Origin of the sequence: Thermoflavimicrobium dichotomicum (assembly GCF_900114055.1) — a bacterium.
In the GTDB taxonomy this organism is placed as follows: Bacteria; Bacillota; Bacilli; order Thermoactinomycetales; family Thermoactinomycetaceae; genus Thermoflavimicrobium; species Thermoflavimicrobium dichotomicum.
Window position 1 is genome coordinate 343,557 of the sequence record NZ_FORR01000001.1, and the last position, 13,938, is coordinate 357,494.

Annotated in this window: 9 protein-coding genes and 1 pseudogene; all 10 read right to left on the reverse strand. The window is 42.5% G+C overall.

What is annotated here, in order from left to right; all coding sequences use genetic code 11:
• Positions 1-2: 2 nt before the first annotated feature.
• A complete protein-coding gene (locus BMZ78_RS01625; RefSeq protein ID WP_093227385.1) occupies positions 3-1,616 on the reverse strand; it encodes a CTP synthase in 1,614 nt (537 codons plus the stop codon).
• A gap of 281 nt (positions 1,617-1,897) precedes the next feature.
• The gene (gene rpoE, locus BMZ78_RS01630; protein ID WP_093227386.1) at positions 1,898-2,362 is read right to left on the reverse strand and encodes a DNA-directed RNA polymerase subunit delta; all 465 of its coding nucleotides are present in this window, start codon (positions 2,360-2,362) and stop codon (positions 1,898-1,900) included.
• Positions 2,363-2,556: 194 nt separating this feature from the next.
• Positions 2,557-5,808, reverse strand: coding sequence for a fused isobutyryl-CoA mutase/GTPase IcmF (icmF, locus tag BMZ78_RS01635; RefSeq protein ID WP_093227388.1), 3,252 nt, complete (start codon positions 5,806-5,808; stop codon positions 2,557-2,559).
• A complete protein-coding gene (locus BMZ78_RS01640) occupies positions 5,783-6,445 on the reverse strand; it encodes a TetR/AcrR family transcriptional regulator (RefSeq protein ID WP_093227389.1) in 663 nt (220 codons plus the stop codon). The genes icmF and BMZ78_RS01640 overlap by 26 nt, the downstream gene beginning before the upstream one ends.
• A gap of 146 nt (positions 6,446-6,591) precedes the next feature.
• Positions 6,592-6,744: pseudogene (locus BMZ78_RS01645) on the reverse strand (methylmalonyl Co-A mutase-associated GTPase MeaB); the annotation flags it as partial.
• Positions 6,740-7,882 (reverse strand): acyl-CoA dehydrogenase, encoded by a 1,143-nt coding sequence (locus BMZ78_RS01650; RefSeq protein WP_093227392.1) that lies wholly within the window; start codon positions 7,880-7,882, stop codon positions 6,740-6,742. The gene BMZ78_RS01650 and the pseudogene BMZ78_RS01645, both read right to left, overlap by 5 nt.
• Positions 7,883-7,901: 19 nt before the next feature.
• Positions 7,902-9,044 carry an acyl-CoA dehydrogenase gene (locus BMZ78_RS01655; RefSeq protein WP_093227394.1) on the reverse strand — a complete coding sequence of 381 codons (1,143 nt, stop codon included), beginning with the start codon at positions 9,042-9,044 and terminating at the stop codon, positions 7,902-7,904.
• Between the two features lie 43 nt (positions 9,045-9,087).
• On the reverse strand, positions 9,088-9,942 hold the full coding sequence (locus BMZ78_RS01660; protein ID WP_093227395.1) for a 3-hydroxybutyryl-CoA dehydrogenase: 855 nt from the start codon (positions 9,940-9,942) through the stop codon (positions 9,088-9,090).
• Positions 9,943-9,976: 34 nt separating this feature from the next.
• Positions 9,977-11,155: an acetyl-CoA C-acetyltransferase gene (locus BMZ78_RS01665; protein WP_093227397.1), complete on the reverse strand. Its 1,179-nt coding sequence runs from the start codon at positions 11,153-11,155 to the stop codon at positions 9,977-9,979.
• Positions 11,156-11,585: 430 nt separating this feature from the next.
• Positions 11,586-13,835: a VirD4-like conjugal transfer protein, CD1115 family gene (locus tag BMZ78_RS01670; protein WP_175482235.1), complete on the reverse strand. Its 2,250-nt coding sequence runs from the start codon at positions 13,833-13,835 to the stop codon at positions 11,586-11,588.
• Positions 13,836-13,938 lie beyond the last annotated feature (103 nt).

Sequence of the window (13,938 nt, forward strand, 5' to 3'; positions counted from 1 at the left end):
ACTTAGATATGCACTTTTTGTTTTAACTTCAAGGCAGCTGCAACGAAATCACGGAACAATGGTTGTGGACGGTTGGGTCGGGATTTGAATTCAGGATGGAATTGAGATGCCACGAACCACGGATGATCTTTGTATTCCACAATTTCCACCAAGCGTCCATCTGGTGAAGTTCCGGAGAAGACATAACCTACGCTTTCCATTTGTTTGCGATATTCATTGTTAAATTCATAGCGATGCCGGTGGCGTTCATATACCACATCGGTTCCATAGGCTTGATAGGCCAGACTGTCAGGCTGGAGCTTGCATGGGTAAAGGCCGAGTCGCATGGTTCCACCCAATTCTTCGATTTCTTTTTGCTCTGGTAAGAGATCAATAATCGGATAAGGCGTTTCTGGAGCAATTTCCGCACTTTGTGCTTCTTTCAGGTTCAGCAGGTTACGTGCTCCTTCCACACACGCCATCTGCATACCCAAGCAAATTCCCAAGAAAGGAATCCTGTTTTCACGGGCATAGCGAATCGCCGTGATTTTCCCTTCAATTCCCCGGTCACCAAAACCTCCAGGCACCAAAATGCCATCCACATCGCTTAGTAATCCTGCTACATTTTCATCGTTGACCTCTTCGGAGTTCACCCATTTCACATCGATCTCTGTATCACTCTCAAATCCGGCATGTCTGAGAGCTTCAACGACACTCATATAAGCATCAGGCAACGCAACGTATTTTCCTACAATCGCAATCCTTGTTTTATAAGTAAGGTTTTTTACTTTATTTACAAGAGCAACCCATTCGGTCATATCCGCTGGGCCACAGTCCAATCCCAGATGTTTTACAACAATCTCATCCAGCCCTTCTTTTTGCAACATAAGAGGAACTTCATATAATGTATCAGCATCCCGTGCTTCAATCACGGCTTCTCGATCAATATCACAAAAGAGGGCGATTTTCCGCTTCATTTCTTCAGAAAGCGGATGCTCTGTCCGGCAAACAATGACATTGGGATGGATACCAATGCTCCGAAGCTCTTTTACACTATGCTGAGTCGGCTTCGTTTTTAATTCACCGCTCGCTTTTAACATCGGAACCAGTGTACAGTGAATATAAATGACATTTTCACGACCTACATCACTTTTGATTTGCCGAATCGCTTCCAGGAAAGGCAAACTCTCAATGTCTCCAACGGTTCCGCCAATCTCTGTAATAACAACATCCGGATGGGATTCCCTCGCTGCTCGAAAAACACGATCTTTGATTTCATTTGTTATATGCGGAATCACCTGGACTGTTCCACCCAAGTAGTCTCCACGGCGCTCCTTATTAATCACAGCTGAATAAATCTTCCCGGTCGTTACATTACTGTTTTTGGTTAAGTTAATATCGATAAAACGCTCATAATGGCCTAAATCCAAATCCGTTTCAGCACCATCATCGGTTACAAATACTTCTCCGTGTTGATATGGACTCATAGTCCCAGGATCCACATTAATGTATGGATCAAATTTTTGAATGGTTACCTTTAGTCCCCTGTTTTTCAAAAGTCTTCCCAACGACGAAGCGGTAATCCCCTTACCTAAGGAAGAAACCACACCACCAGTCACAAAGATAAATTTAGTCATAGCCTTTTCCTGTTACGAAAAACATAGAAAAAAAGCTCAAAATCATAATAGATTCATCAGGACGGGCAAAGGGAACTTCTTTCTATGTTTGACGTAACAGAATCACACCTCCTATATAAATGATGCCCCAAATATGAACAAAATAGAAAGAGCGCCCCCAAATCCAGGGGCGCTCCTTATTTCTTCAATTCAAAGCCAAGGTTGCTATAAACCGTACTTGATAGAGCCCAAAAGTAAGTTTAGCGAAGGGGAATTGCTTTGTCAAGAAAGTCTTGAGCCCGTTACAGTTCATCCTCATCCTCGTCATCTGCAACGATATCATCTTCTTCCAGATCGTCAGGGAATGGAGTCTCTTCATCAAAATCATCCAAATCATGGCGATCCAAATCATCCAGCTCTAAATCATAGTCGTCGCTCTCTTCGTATAACTCTTCATCCAACTCATCATCATATTCCTTGATGTTGGCCACTACAGCCGAATCTGTAGTCTGTTCAGTTGGATACCAATCTTTTATTCCCCATAAACTTCGACCAACGCAAACAAAGCGACCATCGATGTTTATATCCGTATACAGCTGCGCAATGTATTGATTGATTTCTTCCTCGGCAAACCCTTTTAAATTCGCTATCTCTTTCATCAAGTCGAGATATTGCATGGGTTCCCCTTTCTGCTTCAGCAGATCATAAGCTATATCAACCATTGATGTTTCCATAATTTTTTCCATTGTCAGGTTGTCGCTCAACATGGACACATCCTTCCATATGGCTTCGATCGCTTGGGATCTACGCTCATATTATCTCGTACAACTATTTTAACCAAATAACCATCGAAGTCAACCAAAATCCCTTTTTCGCTCAAAAAGATCATCTCTATATTTATTCACCAAAACAGGCCGTTGACCTGCCAGATCTGTCAACGACCTGTAAAGTGAAGTAACAATTACATGTTACGGCGGTACTGCCCACCTACTTCGTAAAGAGCATTGGTAATTTGTCCAAGCGTAGCCACTTTTACCGTTTCCATCAGTTCAGCAAAAATGTTCCCGCCTTCACGTGCTACCTGTTTTAGCCGCTCCAAGGCGACTTTCGCTTCTTCCCGATGTTTTTCTTTAAATTGTTTCACATGCTCCACCTGTGAACGCTTTTCTTCTTCAGTTGCGCGTGTGAGTTGAATTTCCGGCTCTTCAGGCGGGTTAGGATTTTCAAAGGTGTTGACTCCAATAATCGGCAATTCACCCGAGTGCTTTTTCATTTCATAGTAAAGGGATTCATCCTGGATTTTGCTACGTTGATACTGGGTTTCCATCGCTCCAAGCACTCCACCACGATCACTAATCCGTTCAAATTCCCTTAATACAGCTTCTTCCACCAAATCAGTCAGTTCTTCAATAATAAAGGAGCCCTGCAAAGGATTTTCATTCTTCGCCAATCCCAATTCTTTGGTAATAATCATTTGGATGGCCATCGCACGACGGACGGATTCTTCTGTTGGAGTGGTAATCGCTTCATCATACGCATTGGTATGCAAGGAGTTACATTGATCATAAATGGCCATCAATGCCTGTAATGTAGTACGAATATCGTTAAAGTCGATCTCTTGCGCATGAAGAGAACGTCCAGAAGTTTGGATATGATATTTCAATTTTTGACTCCGCTCATTGGCTCCATAGAGATATTTCATGACAATCGCCCAGATCCGGCGAGCTACTCTGCCAATAACCGAATACTCTGCATCCAGCCCATTGCTAAAGAAGAAAGAGAGGTTGCGTGCAAAGTCATCGACTTTCATTCCACGGCTTAAATAATACTCTACATAGGTAAACGCATTGGCTAAAGTAAAAGCCAGTTGAGTAATCGGATTCGCTCCTGCTTCCGCAATGTGATATCCGCTGATACTGACAGAGTAGTAGTTACGTACTCCATGTTCAATAAAATATTCCTGAATATCGCCCATCATTTTCAATGCAAACTCGGTAGAGAAAATACAAGTGTTTTGCCCTTGATCTTCTTTTAGAATATCAGCTTGAACGGTTCCGCGCACGGTTTGAAGTGTATATCTTTTAATCTCTTCTTTTTCTTCTGCGGAAGGCTCCCGGCCATGCTCCTGGCGGAACTTTTCAATCTGCTGATCAATCGCTGTGTTGAAAAACATGGCCAAAATGATCGGCGCAGGACCATTAATGGTCATGGAAACACTGGTATTCGGTGCACAAAGGTCAAACCCTTTATAGAGCTCTTTCATATTTTCCAGAGTGCAAATACTGACTCCAGATTCTCCGATTTTCCCATAAATATCTGGCCGCTCTGCCGGATCTTCTCCATACAGGGTTACACTGTCAAATGCAGTGGATAGACGCTTCGCAGGATCATTCTTAGATAAATAATGAAACCGCTTATTGGTTCGCTCAGGTGTACCTTCACCCGCAAACTGACGCTTCGGATCTTCATCGGTGCGTTTGAGAGGGAATACCCCTGCTGTATATGGAAAATAACCTGGCAAATTTTCTTTGTGCAACCAACGCAACAACTCGCCCCAATCTTTGTATTTGGGCAGTGCGATTTTTGGAATGCGACTCCCTGCCAGGGTTTCTGTATATAACGGAGTAACAATTTCCCGATCCCGCACTTTGGTCACAAATTGATCCTGTTTGTATTTTTTCACAATTTCAGGCCATGCAGTCAGTGCCTGTTTATTCTCTTCGGAAAGCTGTTTCCTAAGTTCCTCTTCTTTTTGCTCCAGCTTTTTGACGATGGTATCATCTGACTCTGATTTCTTAAACAGCTCCTTGACACCATGCACCTGATAAAGCTGGCTGGCCACCCCGGCCTGCCGTTTGGACTCTTCATGATATTTGCGTACGGTATTCACAATATCTCGCAGATAATGGGTACGTTCTGGGGGAATAATGTGTTGTCTTTGCATCTTTTGCCCTTCAATGTTAAGGGAAGATGACCAATTGACCTGCATTTTTTCATTTAGACGATCAATGAGTGCCCGATAGAAAATATTGGTTCCTGGATCATTAAAACGGCTGGCCATTGTCCCATATACCGGGATTTGATCATCGGGCACATCAAAGAGTTGATGATTGCGCCGATATTGCTTCTTTACATCACGCAAAGCATCTTCTGAACCCTTGCGATCAAATTTGTTGATCGCAACCAGGTCTGCATAATCAAGCATTTCAATTTTTTCGAGTTGCGAAGGTGAGCCATATTCTGATGTCATCACATAAACGGATAAATCACTGATGGATACCACATCTGCATTTCCTTGCCCAATTCCACTCGTCTCTACAATGATCAAGTCATAACCTGCCTGTTTCATGACGGCAATCGCTTCACGAATCGCCCCACTCAGTTCAGAACGGGTCTTGCGGGTTGCAAAGCTGCGCATATAAACCCGAGGATGGTGAATGGCATTCATGCGAATGCGGTCACCCAAGAGTGCTCCACCTGTTTTTTGTTTGGAAGGATCAATGGATAAAATAGCAACTTTTTTATCCGTAAAATCATGGATAAATCGCCGCACTAACTCGTCTGTCAATGAACTTTTACCTGCTCCACCAGTTCCTGTGATCCCGACAACTGGTACCATACGGTCAACCGGTTTCATGATTTCTTGCAAAATCGGTTGCATCCGTTCTCGCAATTGCTTGTCTTCGGCGAGCTGTTCCACAAAGGTGAGCAATCGGGCAATGGCTCGAATATCCCCCTGTTTGACCTTTTCCAACTCCCAAGTAATCTCGGTGACGGTTGGAAAATCGGTTTCGCGGATCATGCAATTAATAATCCCCTGTAAACCCAGGCGACGTCCATCATGTGGCGAAAAAATCTTCACCACACCGTATTCTTCCAATTCCTTGATTTCACGTGGAACAATAACACCTCCCCCGCCGCCAAACACCCGAATATGGGACGCCCCTCTTTCTTTCAACAAATCAACCATATATTTAAAGAATTCCATATGCCCGCCTTGATAAGAAGAGACAGCGATTCCCTGGACATCCTCTTGAATCGCCGCTTCCACGATTTCGTTAACAGAGCGGTTATGCCCTAAATGAATCACTTCGACTCCCGATGATTGCAATAACCGCCGAAACAAGTTAATGGAAGCGTCATGGCCATCAAACAAACTGGCAGCAGTAACAAAGCGAACCGCATGTTTAGGACGAAGCACTTCTGTTTCCATCTTCATCACCTCTCGGGATCAGTTTTTCAAAGATTAATGACATCTGTCGCTTTGTATACTCCTCAATATCGTAGTAACGACTCAGTGCCCACCGACGAAACGCCCACATTTGGCCAATAACCATAATATTGTGCGCCATCAGCTTGACTGAATCAGCATCAACCGATAACGTTCCATCTTCCATTCCCCTTAGTAGAATCTTTTCGAAAATACGGGTGATCTCTTCTTCCTTTTGCAATACATAAGACATGAGGTCTTTGGGCAATGACTTGGTCTCCTGATAAATCAGTACAATCAGTGAACTCATCTCATTTACGGTATCAAACAAGTTTTTCACAGATTTTTTCAACGACTCACGTGCAGAGTCCGAATCGGACACGGACTCTCTTAATCGTTGCTCCAGTTGTGTATGAATATATTCACACACCAAATAGAGAACATCTTCTTTTGTCTGAATATACTCATACATCGTTCCAATCGATAATCCGCATTCTTTGGCAATTTCACGTGTCGTTGTTTTATGAAACCCTTTCTGGATAAAAAGCCGAACAGCTCCCTCTACGATTTGTTGCCGACGTTGGGCAATCAAGCGCTGATCTTTCACCACAGAGGGAATGATATGGGAATTTTGTTTCACTCTTCACCCTCCTTTGATCCGAACACAATCTTTCTTAGCCAAATCCGAGCCAATTGATGTTGAACCGTTTTACAGAAATGCCGTCTGGAAGCCCACGGTGCGGGTAGCAGGATGAAAGATGGCGTTATATGAAAACGTTTTCAATTGGAGTGTTTTATCATCCGAACGCGATCGCCCAGTATGGCCCCACCAGTAAAAGGACTGATGGGATCCACAGCAATCACTCCAAAGGAAAGGCCCTGTTGTCTGATCCACTGGGTTAAAAGTTCCAAAAGCGAGCTCTTTCCTGCACTTCTACTCTTTCATTAAATAATTGGCAATAACCACACGTTGAATTTCATTGGTTCCCTCATAAATTTGTGTAATTTTGGCATCACGCATCATACGTTCCACCGGGAATTCACGCGTATATCCATAACCGCCGAAGATTTGCACTGCTTCTGTTGTCACTTTCATGGCTACATCGCCAGCAAAACATTTGGCCATGGCTGACGCTTTTCCATAAGGAAGTCCTGCACTTTCCAACCAGGCAGCTTGATAAGTCAACAGACGTGCTGCTTCGATTTGTGTCGCCATATCTGCCAATTTAAACTGAATCGCCTGCTGTTTGGCAATCGGCTTTCCAAACTGTGAACGTTCTTTCGCATAAGCCAACGCATGATCAAAGGCTCCTTGCGCAATCCCAACAGCTTGAGCAGCAATCCCATTGCGCCCGCCATCCAGGGTCATCATGGCGATCTTGAACCCTTCTCCTTCTTCGCCCAAACGCTGACTCTCATGAATCCGACAGTTTTCAAACAGGATTTCCAAAGTAGGGGAAGAACGAATGCCCAATTTCTTCTCTTTCTTTCCAAATGAAAATCCAGGTGTTCCCTTTTCAACGATAAAAGCGGTAATTCCCTTATGCCTCTTACTGGGATCCGTCACGGCAAAAACCACATAAATTTCGGCCTCTCCACCGTTCGTAATAAAAATTTTGCTACCGTTTAGGATGTAATGATCGCCATCTTTGATCGCTGTTGTTTTCATGGAAGCTGCATCTGAACCTGAACCCGGTTCTGTCAAACCATAAGCACCCAGTTTCTTTCCTTCTGCGAGTGGCCGCAAATAACGATCCTTTTGTTCGGGTGTTCCAAATTTGTAAATCGGCCAACTCGCCAGTGAAATATGGGCAGATAACGTCACTCCTGTGGAAGCACAAACACGAGACAATTCCTCGACTGCAATAACATAACTCAGATAGTCAGCACCACTACCCCCGACTTCCTCTGGCCACGGAATCCCTGTCAAACCAAGTTGACCCATCTTATCAAAAATGGAACGATCAAAGATTTCTTTTTCATCCCGTTCCGCTGCTGTTGGTTCTACCTCTTTCAACGCAAAGTCCCGGACCATCTTCCGCATCATCTCATGCTCTTCGCTCAGACGAAATTGCATCTTTTGTCTCTCCCATCCATCAATCTTTTATCAGTTCATTGGCAATCACCAATCGTTGAATTTCATTGGTTCCTTCATAAATTTGTGTAATTTTCGCATCACGGAACAGACGCTCCACGGGATATTCCCTGGTATATCCGTAACCGCCAAAGATTTGGATTGCTTCTGTGGTAACTTGCATCGCTGTATCAGCAGCAAAACATTTGGCCATCGCGGCCTCCTTTTTACAAATCTGCCCTGACTGTTTGGCTTCAGCCGCTCGATAGATCAAAAGTTTTGCCGCTTCAATTTGCATCGCCATGTCCGCCAGCTTAAATTGAATTGCCTGCTGTTTGGCAATCGACTTTCCAAACTGTTCACGCTGTTTGGCATAGTCCAAAGCATATTGAAACGCCGCTTCAGCAATTCCGAGTGCCTGGGCACCGATCCCGATGCGTCCACCAGCCAAATTGGATAGAGCTATCTCATATCCCTGTCCTTCATTTCCCAATCGATTGGCGGCAGGCACTTCCGCATCCTCAAAAACCAGTTCACATGTATTGGAGCCTCCCAGTCCCATTTTCTTTTCTTTCTTGCCTACTCTAAACCCTGGCGTATCTTTCTCAACAATAAAGGCAGTAATTCCTTTCTTACCCTGGGTTGGATCCGTTACAGCAAACGTAACATAAACATCTGCTTCGCCTGCATTCGTAATAAACACCTTATTCCCATTCAAAATATACTTGTCTCCCACTTTGCGAGCTTGAGTACGAATTCCCGATACATCAGAACCTGCTTGTGGTTCGGTAATGGCAAAAGCACCCAGGAATTTTCCTTGTGCCAATGGCACCACGTACTTCTTTTTTTGCTCTTCTGTCCCATATGAAAGAATCGGAAGCGTCCCTACCGAGGTATGAACAGCCAAAATGACACCTACTGTCGCACTGACACGAGAAATCTCTTCAATCGCCAGAATATAAGAAACATAATCCGCTCCAGCTCCACCCCACTCTTCCGGAATCGGAATACCCATTAACCCCAGTTCAGCCATTTTATTGATCACTTCACGAGGAAAGCGATCTTCTTCATCCATTGAAGCAACATATGGTGCAATTTCGGACTGTGCAAAATCCCGAACCATTTTTTGCATCATGATTTGCTCTTCGCTGAACGCAAATTTCATGGCAATCCTCCCCGCCTTCCATCAACCTCCTAGGTTCCCGGTCTTATTCATATACGTAAAAGCCGCGCCCACTCTTACGTCCCAGCCAACCTGCCTTCACATATTTTCTTAGCAGCGGACATGGACGATATTTGCTGTCGCCAAAACCTTCGTACAACGTTTCCATGATATATAAACAGGTATCCAAGCCAATAAAATCAGCAAGGGTAAGTGGACCCATCGGATGATTCATACCAAGCTTCATCACTTGATCAACCGCTTCTGGTGTAGCAACCCCTTCATAAACGGCATAAATAGCTTCATTGATCATAGGCATTAGCACACGATTGGACACAAACCCCGGAAAATCATTCACTTCAACAGGTTCTTTCCCCATGCGAATAGCTAATTCTTTTACAGTTTGAAACACAGCATCAGCGGTTGCCAGTCCCCGAATCACTTCAACCAGTTTCATCACTGGAACCGGATTCATAAAATGCATCCCAATCACTTTCTCAGGCCGTTTTGTTGCTGCTGCAATCTCAGTAATCGGCAGTGAGGAAGTGTTACTGGCCAAAATCGCATGTGAGGGACAAAGGGAATCCAATTGACGGAAAATCCCTGTCTTGACTTCCATGTTTTCCACTACCGCTTCAATCACCAGATCAGCTTCAGTGGCTGCAACTTCTAACTCGTGGGTCGTTTGAATCCGGCCTAGAATCGTTTCTTTTTCTTCTTCAGCCATTCTCCCTTTTTCTACTTGACGACCCAAATTTTTACGAATGATTGCCATCCCTTTTTCCAACTGTTCGGGAGCCATATCCATTAACACCACAGCATATCCCGCCGCTGCTGCTACTTGTGCAATTCCACTCCCCATCTGACCTGCACCAATCACGCCAATGCGTTTGATTTCCAAGGATCTTTCACCCTTTCTCCCTGTTTCACTCCTGTTACTCCACCTTGACTAAAATCGCATCGCCTTGGGCCGCACCACTACAAATGGCCGCTACTCCCAAACCGCCGCCCCGTCGCTTCAATTCATGAACCAACGTTAAAATAATGCGGGCTCCACTCGCTCCAATCGGATGACCTAAGGCTACAGCTCCACCATTAACATTCACCTTTTCAAGATCCAGACCCAAAATCTTGCTGTTGGCTAAAGCAACCACTGCAAATGCTTCATTGATTTCAAACCGATCAATTTGGTTGACATCCAACTGATGTTTTTTCAACAGTTTCTGTATGGCATATGCAGGAGTGATCGGGAAATCTTTCGCTTCCATCGCAACAGCTGCATGCCCTAAAATACGCGCCATTGGCTTGATCCCCAATTCTTCTGCCTTTTCCCTTGAAGCAACGACAAGAGCTGCCGCTCCATCATTAACTCCAGGAGCATTTCCAGCTGTAATACTTCCATCTTTCAGATAAACAGGTGGAAGAGAAGCCAATTTCTCCAAACTGGTATCTCTACGCACCGATTCATCTTGGTCCACGATCACTTCCTTTTTTCTGGATTTTACTGCGACAGGGACAATCTCTTCAGCCAAATAACCCTTATCCATCGCTGCTGCTGCTCTTTGATGGCTCATAAGAGCAAATTCATCCTGTTCTTCCCGTGACACTTCATATTTTTTGGCGATGTTACTGCCATGCACAATCATATGAACGTCATGGAAAGCACACCACAATCCGTCATGAATCATCAAGTCAACCATTTGTCCATCGCCCATGCGCTGACCAAACCTTGCCGTTTTCAGGAAATATGGAGCATTGCTCATGCTCTCCATACCACCTGCCAAAATCACATCCGCATCCCCAGCACGAATAATTTGATCGGCCAAAGTGACACTGCGCATGCCTGAAGCACATACTTTATTAATCGTCTCTGTTCCCACTTCCCAAGGTAAACCGGCATGACGTGCTGCCTGCCGCGAAGGGATCTGGCCGGCTCCCCCCTGCAAAACCATCCCCATAATTACTTCTTCCACGATTTCATCTCCGATGCCAGCTCGCTTTATTGCTTCTCTTAGAGCAATTCCGCCCAGTTCCATAGCAGATACATCTTTTAGAGCACCACCAAACTTCCCAAAAGGAGTACGTGCTCCACCCAAAATAACTGCTTCCCTCATGCAGGTCACCTCCATGAAATTTCCAAATTCTACCGAGCGCTCGTTCGGGTATTGTTATGAAAGCGCCTTCATATATAGATTACATTAGTGTAATTCCATTGACAATAGTCAAAATAGGATATTATATTTACTTCATTTCATTTATGAATGTCATTTCAAAATCATGATGTATATGAGTAATTATTGAATATAAATAATGTTAATTCTCGTTAATAATCTGAATATTATTATGTATTTAATGATAAAATGTACGACAAATCCACTCAAAGAAAAAGAGGGCAGACATCTAAAACAGACATCTCCCCTCTTTAGCATGATTGACACTCCCGACGCCTGAAAGCGTGGGATTCTTGGGCTGTTAGCATCCGCAGTCCGTTTCCGTCTTTTTACAACGAACAACTTGCCACACAGACGATTCACCGATCCCAAACTATTTGGTAGCAAAATTCTCCAAGTTCACTTGTTCTTCTTCCGTTAATAGTTCTTCCTGTTTAATTGACTCCTTCCTTTCAGTCGTCTCAACTACTATCTTATTCACTTTTTCGCCATCTATATTTTCCTTTTCTTGATCATTTGTGCTCTTTTCCTCCAATAATTTACCTTTTTGCTTATTCGCTTCTTCTTCACCCATACTTTCTATTGCTGGTTCCTCAGTTTCTGATTTTTGTTTTTTCTTTTTCTTTCTCCTTTTTTTCTTTTTCTTTTTAACGTTTTTATCCTCTTCCTCCAAAACAACTGTATGATCCTCGTCTTTATCTGTTTCTATTTCCATTTGATCCAGTTTATTTAATAAATCATCCAATTCCTTTTCGATCCATTCAATTTCTTTGTCAATTTCTGTGATCACTTTCTTTTCAACCATATTTTCTTCTTCAAGATCATCCAACTGCCCAATATAATCTTCGAGACTCATTTCTGCATTTTCTCTGTCTATTTCCATTAAAGATTTACTATCCTCTCCTTTTAATTTGATGTAATCAAAACGAGAGACTTTCGTTTCATTATTAAGAATTCCTTTAAAGAAAGAAAACTGAAATGCTTTTCTTAACCGGATGGGTAACATTCCGGATACCAGTAAAATGGCTTCCTCTTTATCCAAACGAGTCAATTCATCAGGTGTCAGTAAAGGTCGTCCCGTATATGAAGAAGAAATAGAACCAGAGGTTCCACCACGGCTATTTTTTGATAGAGAAGTAGATTCCATTTGAATCGTGGTTTCACCGATCAATTTGGAAAAGTATTCAGCAGTAAGCTTATCACCAACTCCTAACAAATATCGCAAAGCACAATTACCAATAATGGCTTCCGCTTTCTCCTTATTGTATTTATCAACAAGTTGACCTATAGATTGAACAATTGTACTAATACTGATTCCGTAACTCCGGCAGGTAGCCAAAATTTCCTCATATCCAGGAATACTACCCAAATTAGGAAATTCATCCAATAAAAAATTAACGCTTACGGGTAAACGATTAAAATTTCGATCTGCAACTTTATACAATCGTTGAAACATTTGGGAGAAGAACATGGAAGTTAACGGTTCCCAAGTTGGATCAGCAACGGGCAGAATACAATATAATATAATTTTTCTCTGACCAATATCATCCAGTTTGAAATCACTCTTTCTAGTAAACCACCGTACATCTTTCGCATCAAACTTTGATAATGTCATCGCTAAGGAAACGAAAATATCCGATCGTACTGTTCCTTCAGCCATTCTCACAATCTGGTACGCTTGATAAGCTGGATGATCTGGATTTAAATGACTAAAGAATTCATCCATTTCTTTCGCTTTTTTTCCATGTACTGTCAAAATCTCTTTTACTTTATACATGGTAGCTTCATTTGGACATTCATATTTGACATATAGTAACAATGTCTTTAACAGTGCAATTTCTGCTTTCGTCCAAAAGTTTGATTTCGTGTCTTTTTGTGCATTCATAACAATGGTTGTCGCAACTTGTTCAGCATCAATTTCTGTTTCAATATAATCAAGTGGATTATATCGATCACTAATTGTCATCTCTTTAAAGTTGATCAAACGAACTTCATAGCCTTGTTCTTTTTTTAACTTGGCTGTCGCTTCATAAATTTCTCCTTTGGGATCCGTTATAACCATAGAACGATCACGTTCAAAAATGACATTTGTCAGTATATAGGATTGCGTTTTTCCAGAACCTGGAGAACCAACAATAAATACATTACGATTAGGGATTTTCGTATTTTCAGGAAGGATCACCGGCTTATCCTTTAATAAACCAAAAATAAGACCTGGACTATTTTCCATATTTCTTTTTGCTGAATGATTCCAAGTTTTTTTCACGAACGTTTTATTATCGAATACTTCGCGAGGGGTAGCAAAACGAGCAGTGCCATGAGAACCATATGCGGCCGCTTCTTTGTAAACAGATCCTTTTAATAACTTAAAAAAGAGATTAAATAAAAGTATAAATCCTAAAGCGAAAAAAACCTGAAGCTGGACGAATAAGTCAATACTGGATACAGCATAAATGAGAGATAATGGTTGTTGTATAGATAAAAGGAGTAAATCATAATATTCAATTCCATCTCTGTTAGGCATCCATACCAAAAAATTTGCAATGAAAAACTCCAACATACCGATGGAGAGTGCAGATAAAATAAATGCCCCTAAAATCGTACGTATTTTTTCTTTAAACATAGTCTCTCTTCCTCTTTTGTTCATTCATCAAGTATGTATGTTTTCCCTGTCATGAAATCATAAGTATAATCTTATCTAAGCAAACAATCTTATTTCCTTACAA